This window comes from Mycobacterium canetti CIPT 140010059, from assembly GCF_000253375.1.
GTDB lineage: Bacteria > Actinomycetota > Actinomycetes > Mycobacteriales > Mycobacteriaceae > Mycobacterium > Mycobacterium tuberculosis.
On sequence record NC_015848.1, the window covers coordinates 1,981,096 to 2,003,198 of the forward strand.

Sequence of the window (22,103 nt, forward strand, 5' to 3'; positions counted from 1 at the left end):
TGGTTCGGAATTCGAACTTCCCGCACCCCCTGTGGGAGGCGTAACGCTTGGTGCTGGAGGTGAGAGGCCATGACCGCGACGCTGACCAAGACGCTGGGTTCCCTCGACGATTTCAAGGGAACGCTTTGTGTCCCCGGTGATCCGGACTACCCCAGGGTGCGGGCCATCTGGAACGGGCAGGTGGCCCGCGAACCGGCCTTGATCGCCACGTGCCACGACGCGTGCGATGTCCGAACGGTGCTGCGGCGCGCGGTGGACGCCGGGATGGTGACCGCGGTACGTGGCGGCGGGCACAACGTGGCGGGCACCGCGCTGTGCGACGGCGGCGTGGTGATCGACCTCTCGGCGATGCGGGCCGTCTCGCTGGATCCGGCGACCGGGCGGGTACGGGTGCAGGGTGGTGCCACGCTCGCCGATTTGGACCACGCCACGGTCCCGTTCGCCCGGGTGGCCCCCGCCGGGATCGTCACCACCACCGGTGTCGGCGGGCTGACGTTGGGCGGCGGGGTGGGTTGGACGACTCGACGTTTCGGACTGAGCTGCGACAACCTGGTCGCGGTGCGGCTAGTCACCGCCGCCGGCGACTACCTAAGCGTCGACGACGAGCGCGACCCGGAGCTGATGTGGGGCCTGCGGGGCGGGGGCGGCAATTTCGGCATTGTCACCGAATTCGAATTCGCCACCCATCCGTTCGGTCCGGTCGCCGTGGCCGGCTTCGTCGTCTACCGGCTGGATGACGGGCCCGCGGTGCTTCGCGGCTACCGGCAGTTCGCCGCTGCGGCACCCGAGGAGGTGACCACGATCGTGGTCTTGCGCCACGCCCCGCCGGCACCGTGGATTCCCGTTGACCAGCGCGGCAAGCCGGTGGTCATGATCGGCGCCGTCCACACCGGGAGCATCCAGACCGGGATCGAAGCGCTGCGACCGGTCAAGTCCCTCGCCAGACCCGTCGCCGACACCGTGTGGCCGACCCCGTTCCTGGCCCACCAGGCGGTGCTGGACGCCTCCAACCCGGCCGGTCACCGCTACTACTGGAAATCCGACCACTTGGCCGAGCTGAACGACGAGGCCATCGACTTGCTAGTTGAGCAGACGGCGCAGCTGTCCTCGCCGGACAGCCTCATCGGAATCTTCCAGCTCGGCGGCGCCGCCGCTCGCGGCGGTGAGCGTTCCTGCTTCCCGAGCCGGCACGCGCGATTCATGGTCAACTACGCCACCCATTGGACCGAGGCCCGCGAGGACGACCTTCACCGCCAATGGACCCGCGACGCGATCGAGGCGCTCGCCCCGTACGGGCTGGGCACCGCGTATGTGAACTTCACCGCCGACGACGCACCGATGCACGTCGAAACACTTTACAGCACAACGGAGTTCAGTCGTTTGGTGACCCTCAAGAACCGACTCGACCCGGACAACGTGTTCCGCAATAACCACAACATCCGCCCCTCGGCATGAGGGGGCCCAAGTTGACCGTGGGAAGGACGATCATGGACCTCTATTCAAACCTCGTCGAAGCCGAACAACGCCTGGTCGCGCTGGTTTCGTCGATAGAAGCCGACAGCTACTCCTCGCCGACGCCGTGCGACCGCTGGGACGTGCGGGCGCTGCTCAGCCACGCGCTGGCCTCGATCGACGCCTTCGCGGCGGCCGTCGACGGAGCACCCGGACCGGACATGGCGCAGGTGTTCAGCGGTGCCGACATCGTCGGGGACGACCCCCTCGGTGCGACGCAGCGGATCACCCGGCGGTCGCAGGCGGCCTGGTCGACCGTGCGCGATCTGAACGCGGAGCTGTCGACCTTCATCGGCGTGATGCCGGCGGGGCAGGCTCTTGCGATCATCACCTTCTCCACCGTCGTCCACGGTTGGGACCTAGCGGTGGCCACGGGCCAGGCCGGCGAACTCCCGGAGCACCTGGCCGAAGCGGCCCAACAGGTGGCGGCCGAACTGGTTCCCGTCCTGCGTCCGCGGGGCCTGTTCGCACACGACGTCGACCTAGCGGGGGAAGCCACGCCCACTCAGCGGCTCGTCGCCCTTACCGGACGGAAACCGCGGTGAGCTGCGTTTGGTTGTCGCGTCCGATCATTCTGGCGGCGTAGGGCTCATGGATCCGACGTAGTAGGTTTCCCGCCCGGTTGGGTATCCGCCGCCGTCGGTGGCGATATGGACGTGGTCGTAGTGGTTGAGGGTTTCTGAGCCGTAGTCCGCCGTCCAGCTCGGCGCGCCGATGCCTGGGTAGTAGCCCTGCCGCCAGATCACATGGAGCACTCCCCATCGTTTCGCATTCGCCAAGGCAAGTCCGGCGACTTGGTTGCCGAGCTGGATACCCTCGTCGCTGTGATGGTTCGGGATCATCACGTCGATCGCTAACCCGTTGGGATGCCACTTCAAGGGATCCTGCCTATAGCCAAAGATGTTGGTGATCTGAGGAAATAGCACAGAGACGGCACGGGCTACCCAGATCGTCTTGACCTGCAACCCCTCTTCCGACGCAACGCCAGCAGGTAGCGCGAACTGGAATTGCTGGGCAGCGACAGGCGCGCTTGCCGCCAACAAGTCCGCTTCCGTGGGACTGGCGATGCGCGGTGCGCTGGCCGGCGCAGAGTCGGGGCCTGTCGGGATTGCCGCCGGGGTCTCGCGGCAGCACGTATGCTCTGCGCCTTGGGCATAGAGGATGGCGGCAGAGACGACGAGCGAGGCCGCGATTGCCAACCAGCGGCCCCGGCCGTTGGCCAACACGCCTTTGCTCACGAACAGCACTTTAGTGTGTCGTGTGCGACGCGTGTGGCAACCTTTGCTATCGATTGGTTGCAGACCCGCGTTGTGCGCACCGGGCAAGCCGTTCACGCTCATCGCCAACCCGCGGCCGTCGGCGGTGAAATGGAAGAGTGGTCGGTCAGGCAGCCGCTGATGAAGATGGTGTCGTCGTCTGCAGCGCGCACATCGAGACCGCTGCGCCGGAACAGTTCTGCCAGCGACACGCCTTCGGGTTGCCAGCCCTTGGCGGCGAGGTAGTCGAGGACGTGGTTGCGTGGGCCGGTGTAGACCAACGAAGCCAAGTCGACGTCCACGCCATGGCAGCGGAACGGGTTGGATATGGTCCGCGCTCGTTCGGCGCTGAAATCCGCTATACCGGTAACAAATTCGGTGGCTACCATGCTCCCGGGCGCGCTGAGTGCGGTGATGTTGTCGAACAGCCTGTCTTGAGTTTGCGGCTTAAGATATATCAGTAACCCCTCGGCCAGCCACGCCGTCGGTGCTGCCGAGTCAAACCCGGCGGCTTGTAATGCCGTCGGCCAGTCTGCGCGCAAGTCGATGGGCACGGCGCGCCGGATGGCGGAGGGTTCGGCGCCCAGGTCGGCTAAGGTTGTCGTCTTGAACTCCATCACTTTTGGTTGGTCGATCTCGTATACCACCGTCCTGGTCGGCCACGGCAGCCGGTAGGCCCGGGAGTCCAACCCGGACGCGAGGATAGCGACTTGCCGAATCCCCCCAGCGGTGGCGTTAAGGAGATAGTCGTCAAAGTATTTGGTGCGGACCGCGTTTCCGTACACCATTGCCTGCGCCACAGCGGGTGAAACGTCCGCGATCGTCGACATGTCGAGTTCACCGTCCATCATCTTGGTGAACAAATCCAGCCCCACCGCACGGACCAGGGGTTCGGCGAACGGATCGCTGATCAAACCGCGCGGATCCTTGGTGGCCAGCGCACGCCCGACCGCGACAATGGTCGCGGTGACGCCGACGCTAGACGTCAGATCCCAGTTGTCGTCGTCGGTGCGGGCCACCAGCCCACCCTAGTCTGATTGCCCGGTTCCTCCTCGCGCCGCAAACGGCGCGCATCGTCACCGGGCGTCGTCTGATTGCCCGCAGAGGTCACCTGCTCAAACCAAGCCGGCTGGTGCTGTGCTATTGGCGTCGGAACAGACGGCCGTGCTGGCTACAGAACCAGGCGATGTTGCCGTCCGGCCCGCGCACGAAGTTGGAGCGACTGCCGGTGGGCTTGTTGTCGGGTCCAAGGTCGAGCCCATAGTCGGGCCGATAGAAGGCGAGGCCCAGATTGGCGCTGTTTTGGCCATCCGGGTTGGCATCGTCGGTGCTCATGCTTCCAGCAAGCTGGCCGTCCCTGGCCCGGAAATCGATGACCGTTGTCTCGAGGTCGCCATTTTGGGCGACTTGCTTGGCGATGTACCGGCCCTCGTAGGGCGCCAGGTCGACGGCACCAAGGCGTTGCGGCGTGGCCGGAAGATTGCTGAGCCCGGCGAATCTCTGCAATGCCCAGTCGGATGCGAAAAGGTCGTTGATCATATGAAATCCGCCATCAGAGTTAGTGAGCACGGTCATGGCGAAGTTTCGATCGGGCACCATGACGAAACCAGAGCGCTGCCCCTTCCAGGTGCCGCCGTGCTCAACGATGGTCACATTCTCCGCGGAGGGCCGCAGCATCCAGGTCACGCCCATCCCGGTCAGTTCCACCCAAAGTGTTCCGCCCGCCCCAGGGTTAGAGCGCATTGCCTTCAGCGATTGTCGGCTCAGAATCTGCTCACCGTTAGGCGCCCTGCCGTCGCCGAGGTGGAACTGTGCGTAACGCAGCTGATCTCGCGCTGTGGACATCAACCCACCGGTGGGGTTGCAGCTGCGCGGGAATGTCCAAAAGTCAGTAACGGCAATCGGTTTGCCGTCGACCACGCTATGCGATGCGGCCACATTCAGACCGATTATTTGGTCGGAAAAGTAGCGAGTGTGAGCAAGCTGCAGCGGGTCAAGCAACAGCCTCTGAACCGTAGATTCGTAGGTTGTTCCGGCGACAAGCTCGATGATGCGGCCCGCAACCACAAGACCTGAATTGTTGTACGCGAACGCGGTTCCCGGAGGGGTGAGCTGCGGTAGGCGTGTCATCGCCTTGACATAGAGCGCCACCGCGTCATCGCCGCGCCCAAAGTCCTGCCCATTGCGACCATCCCAGCCTGCGGTATGGTTGAGCAGTTGGCGAACGGTAACCGTGGCGCTGGCTGATTCGTCGGCTACCGCGAAGTCGGGGATGTAGCGGCGCACAGGTGAATCCAGGTCCACCTTGCCTCGCTCGACCAGCCGCATCATCACCGTACCTGTGAAAGTCTTTGTGGTGGAACCGATTCTGAAGACAGTGTCGCCGTCAACAGGCATCGGATGGTCGACATTGGTGACCCCGTAGCCTTTGACGTATTCTTGCCCGCCGGCCCAGACAGCAACCGCGACGCCCGGAATCGCATAGGCCTTCATGCCCGCGTTGATTTTTGCATCGAGTTCGTCGAACGCTGCACCAGGGTCTGCGCAGTTGACAGTTTCAACCACTGCAGTGGCGATTTCGTGCGGCAGTCGATCTAGCGCACGCACGTATTCGGTGACGACCGCGCGCCCATGGCGCGTCCCGCACCGCGTGCCGGTCGGCGTCGCGGAACTCAAGATGATCGGCGGACACAAGGACCGCGGCGACCCGGCCGGTGGCGGCCGATCTGAACAGCTTCGTGGGGGGATCCGCTTCGTCAACCAACGCGGAAAGCATGGCTTTGGCCTTCCGCGGTCGCGTCCACATGAGTGTCAATATAGCTGGACTAACATGAACATCGCGAGGCCGGTTCTTCGTGGTAACGTGCCGGGATCCCAAGGGACTCCCGGAAGCGAATTTGGTTGCACCGCTTGGGGCGTCGCGAGAGATTCGGCAATCCCCTGGCTGGAGGATCCCGTTCAGCCAGGGCGTAGGCGCTGCGGCGTGCACGGCTTGGCCCCACAACCCGTATTGATGCCACCTGAACAAGAAGAACCCGGCATTCGTCGAGAATGCCTTTGGTCACCAATCGCAGGCCGATACTCTGTGCCCTAGACACCCGCATTTCTTCGAAAGAGGTGACGATATGCCTGCACCCTCGGCCGAGGTTTTCGATCGCTTGCGTAACCTGGCCGCGATCAAGGACGTCGCCGCACGTCCGACCAGGACGATCGACGAGGTCTTCACCGGCAAGCCGTTGACTACGATTCCGGTCGGCACGGCCGCGGACGTCGAAGCGGCATTCGCCGAAGCTCGCGCGGCGCAGGCCGACTGGGCGAAGCGTCCCGTCACCGAGCGAGCTGCAGTCATCCGCCGCTATCGCGACCTGGTCATCGAGAACCGCGAGTTCCTCATGGACCTCCTGCAAGCCGAGGCGGGCAAGGCCCGATGGGCGGCGCAAGAGGAAATTGTCGATCTGATCGCGAACGCGAACTATTACGCACGAGTCTGTGTGGACCTGCTGAAGCCCCGTAAGGCACAGCCGCTGCTGCCCGGGATAGGCAAGACCACGGTGTGCTATCAACCGAAGGGCGTGGTGGGGGTGATCTCGCCGTGGAACTACCCCATGACGCTTACGGTGTCGGACTCGGTGCCCGCGCTGGTGGCCGGTAACGCGGTGGTGCTCAAGCCGGACAGCCAGACGCCGTATTGTGCGCTCGCGTGTGCCGAGCTGCTGTATCGGGCGGGTCTGCCGCGAGCGCTGTATGCGATCGTGCCCGGTCCGGGCTCGGTGGTGGGCACCGCCATCACCGACAACTGCGACTACCTGATGTTCACCGGTTCATCGGCGACCGGCAGCCGCCTCGCCGAGCACGCCGGCCGCCGGCTTATCGGTTTCTCGGCCGAACTTGGCGGCAAGAACCCCATGATCGTGGCGCGGGGTGCCAACCTCGACAAGGTCGCCAAGGCGGCCACCCGTGCCTGCTTCTCGAACGCCGGCCAGCTGTGCATCTCCATTGAGCGGATCTACGTCGAAAAGGACATCGCCGAGGAGTTCACCCGGAAGTTCGGCGATGCGGTGCGGAACATGAAGCTCGGCACCGCATACGACTTCTCGGTCGACATGGGTAGTTTGATCTCCGAAGCACAGCTGAAAACCGTGTCCGGTCACGTGGATGACGCGACGGCCAAGGGCGCCAAGGTGATTGCGGGCGGCAAGGCTCGACCCGACATCGGGCCGCTGTTCTACGAGCCGACCGTGCTGACCAACGTCGCACCCGAAATGGAATGCGCGGCCAACGAGACGTTCGGGCCGGTGGTCTCGATCTACCCGGTCGCCGACGTGGACGAAGCCGTCGAAAAGGCCAACGACACCGACTACGGGCTCAACGCCAGCGTCTGGGCCGGCTCCACCGCGGAGGGCCAGAGGATCGCCGCCCGGCTGCGGTCGGGGACGGTGAACGTCGACGAGGGGTACGCGTTCGCCTGGGGCAGCCTCAGCGCGCCGATGGGCGGGATGGGCCTCTCGGGGGTCGGCCGCCGGCACGGTCCGGAGGGCTTGCTCAAGTACACCGAATCACAGACGATCGCGACCGCCCGCGTGTTCAATCTCGATCCGCCCTTCGGCATCCCGGCCACAGTCTGGCAGAAGTCGCTGTTACCCATCGTGCGCACCGTGATGAAGCTTCCCGGCCGCAGGTGACGGCGCGGCCTAGCGCCACTTGATGCCGCACCCGATCGACGGTCGTTGGTCGGGGTTGACTGGCCGCCCGGCGAGCAGGGCGTCGACCGCGGCCCGGACGTCGGCGGCCGTCACCGGTCGGCCATTGCCCGGGCGGGAGTCGTCGAGCTGACCACGGTAGACAAGTCGGCGCTGGCCGTCGAAGACGAACGTGTCGGGTGTGCAGGCCGCGGAGAAGGCGCGGGCGACGTCTTGGGTTTCGTCGTAGAGATACGGGAACGTCCAGCCGTGGCGGCGGGCCTCGGCGACCATCTGATCGGGCCCGTCCTGCGGGTAGGTGACGACGTCGTTACTGGAGATACCGACCATCGGGACGCCTTGATCGGCGAGGTCCCGGCCGAGCGTGGCCAATCCGGCGGCGACGTGTTGCACGTACGGGCAGTGGTTACAGATGAAGGTGACGACGAGGGCGGGACCCGTGAGCTCGTCGAGGCTGACCGTGGCGCCGGTCGCCGGCTGGGGCAGTGTGAACGACGGCGCGGGGGTGCCGAGGGCGAGCATGCTGGATTCAACGGCCATGCCGTCCAGAGTACGGTCGCGGTCCAGCTTGGCGGAGCCCTGGTTGCCGCTACCGGACGGTTGTCACCGCTGCGTGCAGAACAGGCTGTCGATGTCGTGTTGCCAACTGGCGTTGCGAACGCGGATCAGAATCGCCCGAGTGAGCGCCAGCAGGGCGCCCGCAACCGCGGCGACGCTCAACCAGAGTCCCAAGGCGGCCAGGGCCGCATCCGTAATGGCACGGGCCGGCGGAGCTGGTTCATCGACCAGCTGACCGGCACTGTCGACCCAAATGCCGACGCGGTCACCGGATTTGGTTCCCGGCTTCGCGTTGACCTCACCGCTGCGTTCTATTCCGTTCACGACCCATCGGGCAGGCACGGTGATCTTCGTGCGCGGCGGCGCTGACGTGGCGGTCGCGTTGCTGTCGATCACCCCCTCGTGATCGATCACGGTCGCGGTTGCGGGATGGCGGGTCTGGGCCTGGTGGGCATAGACGTGGCTGCGGGAATCATGGACTGCGGTGCCGGCCGCGGCGGCGAACGGGATAGTCAGCAGCGAGACCGTGACGGCCAGCAGCATGACGACCGCCTCGAGTCGATCCGTCCCACGCACCAGCGGATTGCGGCTGAACACCCGCAGTATCGGCCGGCACGGCAAGCGCAGCCTAAACGTGATCATGGTGGCTCCTTCACGATCGCGGGTTGTGGCGATCATCGCTGTGAATTGCTCGTGGCTCCTAGGGTCGTTCGGCCTTGGGGCTGGGGACGTCGGTCACGAATGGCTGGGCGCCGTGCATATCGGGTGAACCGGGCGTCGAACAAGCGAAGTTTTATTGTCGGATAAGGGACTTTCGCCCTTCCCGCCTGCTGTGTTTGGTGGCAGTATTGGTGATACCGGGGAAACCCGGTGATCTGCCCGAAGTGCTGGGCGATTGAGCGGGTATGTACACCCGGTTTGACCTACCGTCCCAAGACGGGGCTACCGCCTTCGGGCAGATCCTCATCCGGTTACTGCGGCGCACCGCGTCAGCTCGTTGATCGACAGGAAGAACAGCGCGCCGCGATGGTCATCGCTGCAGCCGTGGTCAGCGGGCAGCGTAGCCAGCACGGTCGTCATGACGTGGATCGCGCCGTCGACGGCGCAAACTCGTTGTGCCGGCTTGCCGAAACTGAGCAGCGCGACCTGAGGTGGGTAGATCACCCCGAAGACCGCGTCAACCCCCTGGTCACCGACGTTGGTCATGGTGATCGTGAGGTCCGATAGCTCCGAGCCCGGGGACTTCGGTCCCCAGAGCCCCCGACTTGGATCAGTGGTCGGATATCGCTCGATGACAGCGATGAGCTCTACACAACTGGCCGAGGCCAGAACACGAGGTTCGCCCGCGTGCTCGGACCATATCTGGTCGTTGTCACCGCCACGGCGCTAGCGCACGCGTCGTCGCGGACGTCCCGCTTGTTACGGGCGGTTGGTGGCCAGGCGGTCATGGTGCTGATGGCATTGTCGGGCGGTATCTCAGCTACATCGGCTGGTTTCGACGAAACGCTCGAACTTGGTGGTCGAACGACCGCGGCGGGCGGCAGATGATGGCATGGGTGTCATCAGCGGCCCCGATGGCGTGCGATGACCGGCCGCTGGGGCCGATGGTGGCGGCTAGGTGGTGCAGCATGGCAACGAAGGTGATCGTCCACACCGCCAACGCGACCCAACCTTCGAATTCGCTGATGCTTTCGACGATGGGCAGATGGGCGGCCAGGCCGAGACGGTATACGCCCACGCCGTACATGCCGAGCGGGAACACGACGCTCCACAACGTTGCCTCGTAGCGCAGCGGGACACGGTGGACGACATGTTTCCATATGCTGGCGGCGACCAGCGGTGGGATCAGCCACGTTAGGAAGGCCCAGAACACCACCGACGCTCCCGCAACGAGTCCGCTGGTGACGATAGCCATTGGTGCATCAGCCATTTCGACGATGTGGGCGCCGGCCAGCACGGTGATAGCCGTGGCGCCCATCTGCCCATCGCCACCCAATAGGGCGGGGTGAGATCCGCGGGCCGCAGCGGGTAGAGCAGCAGGCGGGCGACGACCAGGATGCCGACAGCGACGTACAGAAACGCGCCTACTGACCAGCATAATACGGCTACCAGCGCCAGTTCCCGGCGGCCGGACTCGAGTTCGGTTTGCAGCACGGCGGACAGCACCGCAACGGATTGGCTGGCGACCACCCAGATGAACCAGGTGCCATTGGCGTACGGCAATGTGGGTCGGCGACGGTGGCCGAGGGCTGTGGTCCACGGCACGATGTAGCCGAGTACGAGCCAGCCGAGTAACCCGACGATGAGCAGTCCCAATGCGAGGGTGCGATGGGCGTCGATGACTAATCGCGTGCCGAGCACGTCGGACGCAGCGACAAAGGTGAACATCCCAAATCCCCGGCGCGGATCAGCTAGGTCGTCGGCGAATTCTTTGCGGAAGATGACGATTCGTGTCGTGCTCACCGCGATCAAGACAGCATAAGCGGTGCAGGTCACCCACAGCAGGACGACGGAAAGGGCATACGTCCACCCGCACAGGCGGGTGACGACAGGGCCGAAAGTCGTGTCTCGCATCGAAATCGACGCCAGCGCGGACTTGTTCGACGAGTAGACGTGTCGCTAACGTCGATCTCGATGGGCAGTCCTGTCCGCTCGCCGAAGACGCACCCCCGTCACCACCCGCGCCGCCGCGGCCGCGTTAGCACCAGCTCCTCGCGGCTGCGGTAGACGATGTACGGGCGGAACAGATAGCCGATCGGGGCGCTGAACGCGTGTACCAGCCGGGTGAACGGCCACAACGCGAACAACGCCAACCCGATCAGCACATGGATCTGGTAATACAGCGGAGCCTCGGCCATCAGGTCCCCGCGCGGTTGCAGCACCCACACCGAGCGGAACCACACCGACACCGTCTCGCGGTAGTTGTACGCCTCGCCGACAACGCCGGAGCCCAACGCCGTCGCACCCAGTCCCGCGACGATCGCCGCCACCAGCACGAGGTACATCACCTTGTCGTTGACGGTGGTAGCCATGAACACCGGCCCGCGGGTGCGCCGCCGGTAGATCAGCAGGGTAACGCCGGCCAAGGTGGTGATGCCGGCGATCGACCCCAGTACGACGGCCTGCACGTGATATGCGCCCTCGCTCAAACCGGCGGCCAGGGTCCACGACTGCGGGATCACGAGCCCGATACCGTGGCCGACGATGACCACCAGGATGCCGAAATGAAACATCGGGCTGGCGATCCGCAGCAGCCGCGACTCGTACAGCTGGGACGAGCGGGTGGTCCAGCCGAATTTGTCATAGCGGTGGCGCCACCAGGAGCCGACCGCGACGATCGTCATCGTCACATACGGCACGACGGTCCAGAAGAGTTCGTCCATCATGTCACCCGCCGAGGCGGAACGGCCAACGTAAAGGGTTGAAGCCCCACGGATTCGGTCGGCGGGCCGGCGTGCGTCAGCCGATGCGCCTCCCCATCGGTGACGGCCGGGAGCGTCCGGCACACCGCGGCCACCGTGTGTGCGTATGGTGATGCGGCCTCGGTCAGGGCATTCCGCAGCGCGGCGATGGGCACGCGGTACCCGCTCAGCAACCGTCGTCCCGCCTCGGGGTCGACGGTCGCGGCGAATTCGAGCACCACCGGCAGGAAGTCCGGGGTCTCGCCGCGCGGTGGTGCGACGTCGGTGCTGCGGTAGGTCTGGGCGAAGGCCAGCATCTCCCGGCCGCGGTTGCGGGTGTCGCCGGCGGTCCAGTAGGTCAGGTACAGGGTGGCGCGGCCTCGCAGGTCGAAGGTGTCGACGTAGCGGGTCGCCGCGGTCAGCGGATCGGCACGGCGCAGCTCAGAGACCGTGCGCCCCAACAGATCCGCGGCCGGACCGTCGATGTGGGCCAGCAATTCCTCTGCGGTGCCGAGTTGCCGTGAGTTCGGGTAGGTCAGCAGCACCGAGGCGCATTGCCACACCAGCCGATTGCGCAGCCTCACCGTGCACTCCGATCCGGGAAGATGCCTGCGGGCACGCCTCGGCCGTCCCAGTTGAGCAGGTTCACCCGGGAGAGACGTGTTGCGTTGGCGGCCATGCCTTCCTGGGTCTGCCGGTGGTGCAGCGCGTGGAACGTCTCCACCGCCACCGGCACGGGTCCGCCGCTGGCCTCGCCGAACGGCCCCGACTCAAACATGCCCGGCCCGCCCTCGAATGACAACGCGCAGCCGGGCTCCTCGATCATCCGCGGCTCTGTCGGATACGTCGTCGGAATGACATAGCGCTCTTCGTATTTCGCCACAGCCAGCAGCCGGTACATCTGGTAGATCTGTTCTTCGGTCATCCCGACCGATTCCGGGATGTGGGGCTGGGTGTCGCGGCCCAGGGTGATGTCGCGCATGTAGCAGCGCATCGCCGCCAGCCGCCGCAACACGCCCGCGACCACCTCGGTGTCGCCCGCGGTGAACAGCTCGGCCAGATAGGCGATCGGAATCCGCAGCGCCTCGATCGCGCCGAACAAATTGCCCAGGTCCTCCCCGTCGTGCCCGTAGCGGCTGACCGCGTCGACCACCGGCGACAGCGGCGGGATGTACCAGACCATCGGCATGGTCCGGTACTCCGGATGTAGCGGCAGCGCCACCCGGTAGGTGTTGATCAACGCGTACACCGGGGACCGCTGGGCGGCCTCGATCCACTCGTCGGCGATGCCTTCCGCGCGCGCCCCGGCGATCACCCGCGGATCGTGCGGGTCCAGCAGGATCCGGCGCTGCGCCTCGTAGAGGTCGGTGTCGCTTTCCACCGACGCGGCCTGCAGCACCTGATCGACGTCATAGAGCACCAGACCCAGATAGCGCAGCCGCCCCACACACGTTTCCGAGCACACCGTCGGCAACCCCACCTCGATGCGCGGATAGCACAGGGTGCACTTTTCGGCCTTGCCGGTCTTGTGGTTGAAATACACCTTCTTGTATGGGCACCCGGACACACACATCCGCCAGCCGCGGCAGCGGTCCTGGTCGACGAGCACGATGCCGTCCTCGGTGCGCTTGTACATCGCCCCCGACGGACACGACGCCACACACGACGGGTTCAGGCAGTGCTCGCAGATCCGCGGCAGGTAAAACATGAAGGCCTGCTCGAGTTCGAGCTGCACCCGCGTGCCAACCTTTTTCAGCACCGGGTCCTCGGGAACGATCTGCGGTGAGCCGCCGAGGTCGTCGTCCCAATTGGCCGACCACTTGACTTTCATCGGCTGGCCGCTGATCAGGCTGCGCGGCGGTGCCACCGGCATGTGCTTCCCCAGTGGAGCGGTGGTGAGGTTTTCGTAGTCGTAGGTCCACGGCTCGTAGTAGTCGGCGATGCTGGGCAGCTTGGGGTTGGCGAAGATCCGCACGAGCTTGGCGAGCCGGCCACCGTCGCGCAACCGCAACCGGCCGCGGCGATCCCGCATCCAGCCGCCCCGCCATTGCTCCTGGTCTTCGTAGGTGCGTGGATAGCCTTGACCCGGGCGGGTTTCGACGTTGTTGAACCAGACGTACTCGGTTCCCGAGCGATTGGTCCAGGCCTGCTTGCAGGTCACCGAGCAGGTATGGCAACCGATGCATTTGTCGAGGTTCATCACCATCGCCAGCTGCGCCATGACCTTCACCGGTAGGTCACCTCCTGACAGCGGCGGCGCACCACCGTGACTTCGTCACGCTGATTGCCGGTGGGGCCGAGGTAGTTGAACGCGAACGCGGTCTGCGCGTAGCCACCGGCAAGGTGGCTGGGTTTGACCAGCAACCGGGTCAGCGAGTTATGAATGCCGCCGCGCTGGCCGGTGGTCTCGGAGAGCGGCGTGTCGATGGTGCGTTCCTGGGCGTGATAGACGAACACCACGCCCTGGGGCATGCGGTGCGAGACGATGGCGCGGCACACCACCACCCCGTTGCGGTTGAGCGCCTCGACCCAATCGTTGTCGCGGACCGCGATTTTCGCCGCGTCGGCCGGGCTCATCCACATGGTCGGTCCGCCCCGTGACAGCGACAGCATCAGCAGGTTGTCTTGGTATTCGGAGTGGATCGACCACTTCGAGTGCGGGGTCAGATAGCGCACCGTCACCCCGATCCCGTCGTCAACCGGCTGCTCGCCGAACAGCCGCGCCATGTCCAGCGGGGGCCGGTAGATGGGTAGCTGCTCGCCGAGTTCTTCCAGCCAATCGTGGTCGAGGTAGAAATGCATGCGGCCGGTCAGCGTGTGAAACGGCTTGAGCTGCTCGATGTTGAGCGTGAACGGCGCGTAGCGGCGGCCACCGGTCTCGCTACCCGACCACTCGGGGCTGGTGATCACTGGGACCGGCCGGGCCGAAGCGTCGGCGTAGGTGATGCGCCGTTGCGCGCTGCCCTCGGCCAGGTGCGCCAGCGGGCGTCCCGTTCGGCGTTCGAGTTCGCGGAAACCCTGCACGGCCAGGCGCCCGTTGCTGGTGCCCGACAGCGCAAGGATCACGTCGGCCATCCGCTGCGCCGACGTGATCGCCGGGCGGCCCTGGGCGGCACCGGAATCCAGCACACCGAACCTGGCGGCGAGATCGGCGACCTCGGGAGCGGGCAGTGTGGTGACACCCTTGGTAGTGACGCCGAGCCGCTCGACGAGGGGACCGAGCGCGGCCCATTTGTCGGCTATCGCGGCGTAGTCACGTGCCACCACCGCAAGCGTGCCCATTGTCTTACCGGGCACCGGGGTTTCGCCGGCGCACCGCCAATCGTGTTCGACGCCGCCGGGATACGCCATCGCCCCGGGGGTGTCGTGTTGCAGCGGGGTCAGCATCACGTCGGTGCGGGTGCCCAGATGCGTCTTGGCCAGCGCGGAGAAGGCCCGTGCGATCGCGCCGAACGCTTCGTAGTCCGAGCGGGTCTCCCACGGCGGGTCGATCGCCGGGGTGAACGCGTGCACGAAGGGATGCATGTCGGTGCTGGACAGGTCGGCCTTCTCATACCAGGTGGCGGCCGGCAGCACGACGTCGGAGAGCAAGGTGGTCGACGTCATCCGGAAGTCGATCGACATCAGCAGGTCGAGCTTGCCTTCGGGGATGTCGCTCGGCCAGGCAACATCGTTGGGCCGCAACGGCTCCGGTGCGGGTGTTGCCCGCAGATTGGACGTGGTGCCGAGCAGATGCCGCAGGAAGTACTCGTTGCCCTTGCTCGACGATCCCATCAGGTTGGCCCGCCACACGTTGAGTACCCGGGGCCAGTTAGCCGGATTGTCGGGGTCGGTGACCGCCAGCTTGAGCTGACCGGACGCCAGCTGCTCGGCGACATAGGCCGATATCTCCATGCCGGCGGCGCGGGCTTCGTCGGTCACGTCGAGGCTGGATCGGTCGAACTGTGGGTAGAACGGGGTCCAGCCCATCGCCGCCGCGGCGGCCAGCACGTCCATGGTGTGCTTGCCGGTGAACCGGCCCCGGCTCAGCGGGCTGGCGAGCGCATCGGCGCGGTAGCCGTCGTAGCGCCACTGGTCGGTGTGGGCATACCAGTACGACGTGCCGGCCATCTGTCGGGGCGGGCGCGACCAGTCGGTGGCCATCGCCATCGTCGCCCAACCGGTGACCGGGCGGCACTTCTCCTGACCGACGTAGTGGGCCCAGCCGCCCCCGTTGCGGCCCATCGATCCGGTGAGCAGCAGCAGCGCCAGCACCGCCCGGTAGGTGGCATCACCGTGAAACCAATGGCAGATGCCGGCGCCCATGATGATCATCGATTTGCCGCCGGATTCCTGCGCGTTGCGGGCGAATTCGCGGGCAATTCGCGCGGCTTGTCCGGCGCAGACGCCGGTAATGGCTTGCTGCCAGGCGGGGGTGTACGGGTGTTCGGGATCGTCGTAGCCGCTCGGCCAGTCGCCGGGAAGTCCCGGCCGGGCCACCCCATAGTGGGCCAGCATCAGGTCGAACACCGTGCACACCCGGTGCTCGCCGACCCGGCGCACCGGAACCCCGCGTGCCAGTGTGTCGCCGTGCCCGTCGGCGGTGTCGAAGCGGGGCAGCGTGATCAGCGCGGTCTCACCGGGTTCGCCGCTCGGCGGTGCGACGGTCAGGGCGGGCACCAGCTCACCGAGGTCCAGGTTCCATTTGCCGAGTCCGTCGTCGCCGTGGCGGAATCCGAGCGCGCCGTTTGGCACGGCGACGGTGTCGCTGGCCCCGTCGAGCAGCACCGGCTTGAACGCTGCGTTTTCTACAGTCTCGCCCTCGTGCCCGAGATCGGCGGCGGTGAGCATCTTGGCCGGTACCAGGGCGTTGCCGCGGCGCTCGAGCTTCACCAAGAACGGCAGGTCGGTGTATTGGCGCACGTAGTCGACGAAGAACGGAACACGGGTACGCACAAAGCATTCCGACAGGATCACATGTCCCATCGCCATCGCCAGCGCGCCGTCGGTGCCGGCGGCACACGGCATCCACTCGTCGGCGAACTTGGTGTTGTCGGCGTAGTCCGGGCTCACCGAGACGACCTTGGTGCCACGGTAGCGCACCTCGGCCATCCAGTGCGCGTCGGGGGTGCGGGTGACCGGGACGTTGGAGCCCCACATCACCAAATACGTGGCGTCCCACCAATCTCCGGACTCCGGCACGTCGGTCTGGTCGCCGAACACCTGCGGGGAGGCCACCGGCAGGTCGGCGTACCAGTCGTAGAACGACGTCATCACCCCGCCGATTAGCTCCACGAACCGCGACCCCGCGGCGTGGCTCACCATGGACATCGCCGGGATGGGGGAGAAGCCGGCGACCCGGTCCGGGCCGTATGTGGAGATGGTGTGCACGTGGGCGGCGGCGATCATCTCGGTGGCCTCGGCCCAGCTGACCCGGACCAGCCCGCCCTTGCCGCGGGCGCGCTGGTAGCGGCGGCGCCGCCGCGGGTCGGCCTGGATGTCGGCCCAGGCCGCCACCGGATCACCCAAACGTGCCTTCGCCTCCCGATACATCTCGACAAGCACGCCGCGGGCGTACGGATGGCGCACCCGCGTCGGCGAATACGTGTACCAGGAAAACGCCGCGCCGCGCGGGCAGCCGCGGGGCTCATACTCGGGCCGGTCCGGGCCCACCGACGGATAGTCGGTCTCCTGCGTCTCCCAGGTGATGATGCCGTCTTTGACGTAGATCTTCCAAGAACACGACCCGGTGCAATTCACCCCGTGTGTGGAGCGGACCACCTTGTCGTGGCTCCACCGGTCTCGATAGAACACGTCGCCGTCGCGGCCGCCGCGGCGGGTCACGGTACGCAGATCCGCCGAGATCTCACCCGGGATGAAGAACCGGCCGCTGCGTGCAAGCAGCTCCTCGATGCGGCTGCCGGTCCGTGGTGTCACCGTCACCTGGACGCCTCCTCACTCACCGGCTCCCGCGCGTGCAGCGCGGTGTAGGTACACGCGACCAGCGCGGTCGCGACCAGCAGCAGCAACCCGACCGTGTAGTCGTTGTCGACCGGGTCGTAGGTCGCGCCCATCACCAGCGGCGGGAAGTAACCGCCCAATCCGCCTGCCGCGGCGACGATTCCGGTGACCGAGCCGACCGATGCGGCCGGGGCGCGGCGGGCCACCCACGCGAACACGCCGCCGGTGCCCACGCCGAGGCAGACCGCCAGGGTGATGAAGGTGGCCGCCGACCACACCTCCGGCGGCGGCTGCAACGCCGCGGCGAACGCCAGCAGCGCGGTCCCGGCGAGCGAGGCCAGCACCACGTGCCTCGGTGCGATCCGGTCGGAGAGCCACCCGCCCACCGGCCGGGCCAGCACCGCCGCCAGGGCGAACCCGGCGGTGCGAGCGCCCGCGTCGACCGTGGAGAACCCGTAGATCGTGGTGATGTAGGTGGGCAGGTAGTTGCTGAACGCCACGAACCCGCCGAACACGATCGCGTACAGAAACGACATCTCCCAGGTCACCGGCAACCGTGCCGCGGCCTTGAGCCTGGGCAGCACCGGGTCGGCGTTGGGCCGAAAGTAGGGTGCATCACGAAGCACGACCATGGCCACCACGGCGGTCGACGCGAGCGCGGCCGCGACGATGGCGTGGGTGGTGAATAGCCCGAACCACCGTACAAACCGCGGGGTGAAGAACGCCGAGAGCGCGGTGCCGACCATGCCCATACCGAACACGCCGGTGGCGAAACCGCGCCGCGCCGGCTGGTACCAGTTGTTGGCGAACGGGATGCCGACGGCGAAGACCGTGCCGGCAACGCCCAGGAAGAGCCCGAAAAACACCAGCAACGCGTAGGAGCCCATGGTTCCCGCGACCCCGACCGCGAGCACCGGGAGGATCGACGCCAGCGTCACCGCGATGAGCATGGCGCGCCCGCCGAAGCGGTCGGTGAGCGGCCCGGTGACGATGCGGCCAAGGGCGCCCACCAGGATCGGGGTGGCGACGAGCAGCGACGCCTCGGCGCTGGACAGTGACATGTCACGCGCGTAGCTGGTCGACAGCGGGCCGATCAGGTTCCACGCCCAGAAGTTGACCACCGAGATCCAGGTGGCCAGCACGAGATTGGCCGCTTGCCCTCTCATCGACACGATCCGGGGTCTCGGACTCCGGCGAACTCCGCGCGCCGCCCGGACAGCCATGCGCTAACCCTGGCTTCGATGGCGCCGGCTCAGTTAGGGCCGGAAGTCCCCAATGTGGCAGACCTTTCGCCCCTGGCGGACGAATGACCCCAGTGGCCGGGACTTCAGGCCCTATCGGAGGGCTCCGGCGCGGTGGTCGGATTTGTCTGTGGAGGTTACACCCCAATCGCAAGGATGCATTATGACCAGCGAGCTGAGCCTGGTCGCCACTGGAAAGGGGAGCAACATCATGTGCGGCGACCAGTCGGATCACGTGCTGCAGCACTGGACCGTCGACATATCGATCGACGAACACGAAGGATTGACTCGGGCGAAGGCACGGCTGCGTTGGCGGGAAAAGGAATTGGTGGGTGTTGGCCTGGCAAGGCTCAATCCGGCCGACCGCAACGTCCCCGAGATCGGCGATGAACTCTCGGTCGCCCGAGCCTTGTCCGACTTGGGGAAGCGAATGTTGAAGGTGTCGACCCACGACATCGAAGCTGTTACCCATCAGCCGGCGCGATTGTTGTATTGAGGGTGCCGGCGCGTTAGCGCCGACGGAACGCCTGCACTGCGGTAGGCAATGTCATAAAGATATGGTCTTCGCCAATCTTATCGAGAAGACTGGCGGCCCTGAGTGATTCACGCAAGTCTTGTTTGACCCGGGCCATGGCGAACACTATTCCCCGGCGCAGCAGCTCGGTGCGGAGTTGGTCGAGCGCATCCAGCGCAGTCAGGTCGACCTCCACATTGGATTCGGCGTTGAGTACGAACCACTCGACTTGCCCCGGATCCTGATCGACCACGGCCAGTGCTCGCCTGCGGAAGTCTTCGGCATTGGCGAAGCACAACGGCGCGTCATAGCGATACACCACCAGCCCGGGCACGCGCTTGGCCTGCGGATAGTCATCGATGTCGTGCATGCCGGCAATGCCCGGGACGAACCCGAGAACGCTGTCATGCGGATGTGCGACCCGACGAAGCAGTTCGAGGATGGACAGGGCAACCGCGGCGAGGACTCCATAGAACACTCCTAGGCCTAACACGGCTGCTGTGGTGGCTAGTGCCAGCATGAGTTCGCTGCGCCGAAACCGCGCCAGTCGCCGGAATTCTGACAAGTCGATCAAGCGTAGCGCGGCATATACCACCAAAGCGCCCAGAGCGGCGATCGGAAACATGGCCAGCAGCCCACTCGCGAAAACCATCACGATGACAACAAGCCCCAACGTGATCAGCGAGTACAGCTGGGTGCGGCCACCGACGACGTCGGCGAGGGCGGTACGGCTGCTGCTGGAACTCACCGGAAAACCGTGTGTCAGCCCGGCGGCGATGTTGCAGGCCCCGACCGCGCGCAGCTCGGCGTTGGCATTGACTTCCTGATCTCGACGAGCGGCGAAGGCGCGTGCGGTCAACACACCGTCGGTGAAGGTAACAATCGCGATCCCGGCAGCCGGAATGATCAGTGCCCGCAAGTCTTCCACCGAAACGGGCGGCACACCCGGCGTCGGCAGACCGGAAGGTATCCGACCCACAATCGCAATACCTTTGGCATCCAACGACATAACGGCCACTAGCATCGTGGCCGCAAGAACCGCGATGATCGGTCCGGGGGCGCGCGGCGCCCACCGCGTGAGCATAGTTAGCAGCGCTAGGACAGACATGGCTAACGCAAAAGTCGGCCAGTGAACTCGCGTGACGCTAGTCGCGAAAGAGTGTACTTCGCTGAAGAATTCGTTGCCTTCGACCGAGGTGCCGGTGATAGTGCCGAGTTGGCTGGAGATCATGACAAGCGCGATGCCGGCCATGTATCCGACGAGCACCGGCCGCGATAGCAGGCTGGCGAGGAAACCTAGTCGCGCCGTGCCAGCGAGTAGGCAGATAAGGCCGACTAGCAATCCGAGGGTTGCCGCCAGAACGGCATAGCGTCGCAGATCCCCGGCGGCCATCGGAGCGAGCACGGCCGCCGTCATCAAGGCGGTGGCGGATTCCGGGCCGATTGAAAGCTGCCGGGACGATCCGAGCAGTGCGTAAATGGCAAGCGGCGCGATCGACGCCCACAGCCCGGCTGCCGGCGGTAGGCCCGCCACGGTCGCATACGCCATCGCCTGCGGGATCAGATAGGCGGCCACGGTCAGGCCGGCGAGGACATCGCCGCGCAGCCAACGCCGTTGGTATTCGCGGAACTGCACCACCCCTGGTGCCCAGCCGGCCGATGTCATCGTGGGAATCATTGTCCGACGGCTGGCCGCTTAGCTAGAGTCGGTCTAGAACCCGCCTAATCTTTATAGAATCCTGACCATGGAATTGGCGGCTCGAACGGGCGAGACTTTGACACAAGCGGTCGTAGTTGCAGTGCGGGAGCAACTGGCCCGCCGGACCGGGCGCACCAGATCCATTTCGCTACGCGAGGAGTTGGCCGCCATCGGCCGGCGCTGCGCGGCCTTACCGGTGCTCGACACCCGAGCCGCGGACAAGATTCTCGGCTACGACGAGCGCGGGTTGCCCGCCTGATGGTGATCGATACCTCTGCGCTGGTCGCGATGCTCAACGATGAACCCGAGGCGCAACGGTTCGAGATAGCCGTGGCAGCAGACCACGTTTGGCTGATGTCGACGGCGTCATATCCGGAGATGGCGACCGTGATCGAAACACGCTTCGGGGAACCGGGGGGACGTGAACCCAAGGTCAGCGGCCAGCCTCTCCTCTATAAGGGTGACGATTTCGCATGTATCGATATTCGCGCGGTTCTCGCCGGCTGAACCGGCGATGAGCACCCTGCTGGATGAGGTGTTGGACGCCCACGGCGGGCTGCAGCGATGGCGCGCCGCGGAAACGGTTCATGGGCGGGTACGCACGGGAGGGCTGTTGCTTCGAACCCGGGTGCCGGGCAACCGCTTCGCGGACTACCGCATCACGGTGCATGTCCAACAGGCCCGGACGGTCTTGGATCCGTTCCCGCGTGACGGGTACCGCGGAGTCTTCGAGAGCGGGCAGGTGCGGATCGAAAGCCACGATGGCGCGGTCATCAGCTCGCGCGCGCACCCGCGAGCGGCGTTCTTCGGAGGCTCGGGCCTGCGCCGGAACATCCGGTGGGACCCGCTGGACTCGGTCTATTTCGCCGGTTACGCGATGTGGAACTACCTCACCACGCCGTACCTGTTGACGCGCGAAGGCGTGGCGGTCGAGGAGGGAGCGCCCTGGCAGCAGGAGGGCGAGACCTGGAGGCGCCTGATTGTGAGCTTCCCGCCGGATATCCACACCCACTCGCCTCGCCAGACCTTTTACGTCGATGCCAGCGGTCTCTTGCGCCGCCACGACTACGTCCCGGAGGTCGTTGGCCACTGGGCACGGGCAGCTCATTATTGCGCCGACCCCGTGGATGTCGACGGGTTTGTATTCCCGACTTGCCGGTGGGTCCAACCGATCGGCCCGGGGAATCGCTCACTGCCCTTCCCAACTCTGGTATCGATCCTGCTGACCGACATGCGGGTCGAGACCGATTAGGTTTCGCCGGAAGTCGCCGCACCTCGCGGT

Annotated in this window: 19 protein-coding genes and 2 pseudogenes; 7 read left to right on the plus strand and 14 right to left on the minus strand. The window is 65.8% G+C overall.

The window, feature by feature from the left end:
- Nucleotides 1-69: 69 nt before the first annotated feature.
- Entirely contained in the window at nt 70-1,455 is a 1,386-nt protein-coding gene (locus MCAN_RS09095; protein WP_014000902.1) for an FAD-binding oxidoreductase, read from the plus strand.
- A 32-nt stretch (nt 1,456-1,487) separates the two neighbouring features.
- Entirely contained in the window at nt 1,488-2,057 is a 570-nt protein-coding gene (locus MCAN_RS09100) for a TIGR03086 family metal-binding protein (RefSeq protein WP_003408493.1), read from the plus strand.
- A gap of 24 nt (nt 2,058-2,081) precedes the next feature.
- Here MCAN_RS09100 and MCAN_RS09105 read toward each other — a convergent pair whose 3' ends face one another.
- The 3 genes from MCAN_RS09105 to MCAN_RS09115 form a co-directional block, all read right to left on the minus strand.
- Nucleotides 2,082-2,852, minus strand: coding sequence for a hypothetical protein (locus MCAN_RS09105; protein ID WP_014000903.1), 771 nt, complete (start codon nt 2,850-2,852; stop codon nt 2,082-2,084).
- Complete coding sequence (locus MCAN_RS09110; RefSeq protein WP_014000904.1) at nt 2,849-3,787, minus strand: class I SAM-dependent methyltransferase; 939 nt, start codon at nt 3,785-3,787, stop codon at nt 2,849-2,851. Before MCAN_RS09110 ends, MCAN_RS09105 begins: the two co-directional genes overlap by 4 nt.
- 121 nt (nt 3,788-3,908) lie before the next feature.
- Nucleotides 3,909-5,462, minus strand: a complete 1,554-nt coding sequence (locus tag MCAN_RS09115) for a serine hydrolase domain-containing protein (protein ID WP_003408499.1) — start codon at nt 5,460-5,462, stop codon at nt 3,909-3,911.
- Between the two features lie 431 nt (nt 5,463-5,893).
- Between MCAN_RS09115 and MCAN_RS09120 the strand changes: the two genes are divergently transcribed.
- Nucleotides 5,894-7,450: a succinic semialdehyde dehydrogenase gene (locus MCAN_RS09120; RefSeq protein WP_014000905.1), complete on the plus strand. Its 1,557-nt coding sequence runs from the start codon at nt 5,894-5,896 to the stop codon at nt 7,448-7,450.
- Between the two features lie 9 nt (nt 7,451-7,459).
- Here MCAN_RS09120 and MCAN_RS09125 read toward each other — a convergent pair whose 3' ends face one another.
- The 10 genes and pseudogenes from MCAN_RS09125 to narK all read right to left on the minus strand — a co-directional run bounded on the left by MCAN_RS09125 (nt 7,460) and on the right by narK (nt 18,533).
- Nucleotides 7,460-8,008: a thioredoxin family protein gene (locus tag MCAN_RS09125; RefSeq protein ID WP_003408503.1), complete on the minus strand. Its 549-nt coding sequence runs from the start codon at nt 8,006-8,008 to the stop codon at nt 7,460-7,462.
- A 63-nt stretch (nt 8,009-8,071) separates the two neighbouring features.
- Nucleotides 8,072-8,704 carry an Rv1733c family protein gene (locus MCAN_RS09130; RefSeq protein WP_014000906.1) on the minus strand — a complete coding sequence of 211 codons (633 nt, stop codon included), beginning with the start codon at nt 8,702-8,704 and terminating at the stop codon, nt 8,072-8,074.
- Between the two features lie 285 nt (nt 8,705-8,989).
- Complete coding sequence (locus MCAN_RS09135) at nt 8,990-9,232, minus strand: 2-oxo acid dehydrogenase subunit E2 (protein WP_014000907.1); 243 nt, start codon at nt 9,230-9,232, stop codon at nt 8,990-8,992.
- Nucleotides 9,233-9,506: 274 nt separating this feature from the next.
- Complete coding sequence (locus tag MCAN_RS22390) at nt 9,507-9,956, minus strand: SLAC1 family transporter (protein WP_230864982.1); 450 nt, start codon at nt 9,954-9,956, stop codon at nt 9,507-9,509.
- Nucleotides 9,881-10,600, minus strand: a complete 720-nt coding sequence (locus MCAN_RS23530; protein ID WP_230864983.1) for a tellurite resistance/C4-dicarboxylate transporter family protein — start codon at nt 10,598-10,600, stop codon at nt 9,881-9,883. Before MCAN_RS23530 ends, MCAN_RS22390 begins: the two co-directional genes overlap by 76 nt.
- A gap of 98 nt (nt 10,601-10,698) precedes the next feature.
- A pseudogene (gene narI, locus MCAN_RS09145) lies at nt 10,699-11,418 on the minus strand (respiratory nitrate reductase subunit gamma); the annotation flags it as partial.
- Between the two features lie 104 nt (nt 11,419-11,522).
- Nucleotides 11,523-11,993: pseudogene (gene narJ, locus MCAN_RS09150) on the minus strand (nitrate reductase molybdenum cofactor assembly chaperone); the annotation flags it as partial.
- 14 nt (nt 11,994-12,007) lie between these two features.
- Entirely contained in the window at nt 12,008-13,657 is a 1,650-nt protein-coding gene (narH, locus tag MCAN_RS09155; protein WP_014000911.1) for a nitrate reductase subunit beta, read from the minus strand.
- Nucleotides 13,654-17,349 carry a nitrate reductase subunit alpha gene (locus MCAN_RS09160; protein ID WP_014000912.1) on the minus strand — a complete coding sequence of 1,232 codons (3,696 nt, stop codon included), beginning with the start codon at nt 17,347-17,349 and terminating at the stop codon, nt 13,654-13,656. Before MCAN_RS09160 ends, narH begins: the two co-directional genes overlap by 4 nt.
- On the minus strand, nt 17,346-18,533 hold the full coding sequence (gene narK / locus MCAN_RS09165; RefSeq protein ID WP_014000913.1) for a nitrate transporter NarK: 1,188 nt from the start codon (nt 18,531-18,533) through the stop codon (nt 17,346-17,348). Before narK ends, MCAN_RS09160 begins: the two co-directional genes overlap by 4 nt.
- 286 nt (nt 18,534-18,819) lie before the next feature.
- Here narK and MCAN_RS09170 point away from each other — a divergent pair, with 286 nt between their 5' ends.
- A complete protein-coding gene (locus MCAN_RS09170) occupies nt 18,820-19,104 on the plus strand; it encodes a DUF1876 domain-containing protein (protein WP_003408522.1) in 285 nt (94 codons plus the stop codon).
- Nucleotides 19,105-19,117: 13 nt separating this feature from the next.
- Here the strand turns inward: MCAN_RS09170 and MCAN_RS09175 are convergent, their stop codons facing one another.
- Nucleotides 19,118-20,800, minus strand: coding sequence for a SulP family inorganic anion transporter (locus tag MCAN_RS09175; protein WP_014000914.1), 1,683 nt, complete (start codon nt 20,798-20,800; stop codon nt 19,118-19,120).
- Between the two features lie 67 nt (nt 20,801-20,867).
- On the opposite strand from MCAN_RS09175, the gene MCAN_RS09180 reads away from it, so the two are divergent.
- The 3 genes from MCAN_RS09180 to MCAN_RS09190 are packed head-to-tail and all read left to right on the plus strand — an operon-like array spanning nt 20,868 to nt 22,073.
- A complete protein-coding gene (locus tag MCAN_RS09180; protein ID WP_014000915.1) occupies nt 20,868-21,080 on the plus strand; it encodes a type II toxin-antitoxin system VapB family antitoxin in 213 nt (70 codons plus the stop codon).
- Nucleotides 21,080-21,328, plus strand: coding sequence for a type II toxin-antitoxin system VapC family toxin (locus MCAN_RS09185; protein ID WP_003898996.1), 249 nt, complete (start codon nt 21,080-21,082; stop codon nt 21,326-21,328). Before MCAN_RS09180 ends, MCAN_RS09185 begins: the two co-directional genes overlap by 1 nt.
- A gap of 7 nt (nt 21,329-21,335) precedes the next feature.
- Nucleotides 21,336-22,073, plus strand: coding sequence for a hypothetical protein (locus tag MCAN_RS09190; RefSeq protein WP_014000916.1), 738 nt, complete (start codon nt 21,336-21,338; stop codon nt 22,071-22,073).
- Nucleotides 22,074-22,103 lie beyond the last annotated feature (30 nt).

What these genes read in the sequence shown, in the direction of transcription:
- MCAN_RS09095 (WP_014000902.1), top strand. Translation starts at nt 70, where the DNA reads ATGACCGCGACGCTGACCAAGACGCTGGGTTCCCTCGACGATTTCAAG.
- MCAN_RS09100 (WP_003408493.1), top strand. Translation starts at nt 1,488, where the DNA reads ATGGACCTCTATTCAAACCTCGTCGAAGCCGAACAACGCCTGGTCGCG.
- MCAN_RS09105 (WP_014000903.1), bottom strand. Translation starts at nt 2,852, where the DNA reads ATGAGCGTGAACGGCTTGCCCGGTGCGCACAACGCGGGTCTGCAACCA.
- MCAN_RS09120 (WP_014000905.1), top strand. Translation starts at nt 5,894, where the DNA reads ATGCCTGCACCCTCGGCCGAGGTTTTCGATCGCTTGCGTAACCTGGCC.
- MCAN_RS09125 (WP_003408503.1), bottom strand. Translation starts at nt 8,008, where the DNA reads ATGGCCGTTGAATCCAGCATGCTCGCCCTCGGCACCCCCGCGCCGTCG.
- MCAN_RS09130 (WP_014000906.1), bottom strand. Translation starts at nt 8,704, where the DNA reads ATGATCGCCACAACCCGCGATCGTGAAGGAGCCACCATGATCACGTTT.
- MCAN_RS09135 (WP_014000907.1), bottom strand. Translation starts at nt 9,232, where the DNA reads ATGACCAACGTCGGTGACCAGGGGGTTGACGCGGTCTTCGGGGTGATC.
- MCAN_RS22390 (WP_230864982.1), bottom strand. Translation starts at nt 9,956, where the DNA reads ATGGCTGATGCACCAATGGCTATCGTCACCAGCGGACTCGTTGCGGGA.
- MCAN_RS23530 (WP_230864983.1), bottom strand. Translation starts at nt 10,600, where the DNA reads ATGCGAGACACGACTTTCGGCCCTGTCGTCACCCGCCTGTGCGGGTGG.
- narK (WP_014000913.1), bottom strand. Translation starts at nt 18,533, where the DNA reads ATGAGAGGGCAAGCGGCCAATCTCGTGCTGGCCACCTGGATCTCGGTG.
- MCAN_RS09170 (WP_003408522.1), top strand. Translation starts at nt 18,820, where the DNA reads ATGTGCGGCGACCAGTCGGATCACGTGCTGCAGCACTGGACCGTCGAC.
- MCAN_RS09175 (WP_014000914.1), bottom strand. Translation starts at nt 20,800, where the DNA reads ATGATTCCCACGATGACATCGGCCGGCTGGGCACCAGGGGTGGTGCAG.
- MCAN_RS09180 (WP_014000915.1), top strand. Translation starts at nt 20,868, where the DNA reads ATGGAATTGGCGGCTCGAACGGGCGAGACTTTGACACAAGCGGTCGTA.
- MCAN_RS09185 (WP_003898996.1), top strand. Translation starts at nt 21,080, where the DNA reads ATGGTGATCGATACCTCTGCGCTGGTCGCGATGCTCAACGATGAACCC.
- MCAN_RS09190 (WP_014000916.1), top strand. Translation starts at nt 21,336, where the DNA reads ATGAGCACCCTGCTGGATGAGGTGTTGGACGCCCACGGCGGGCTGCAG.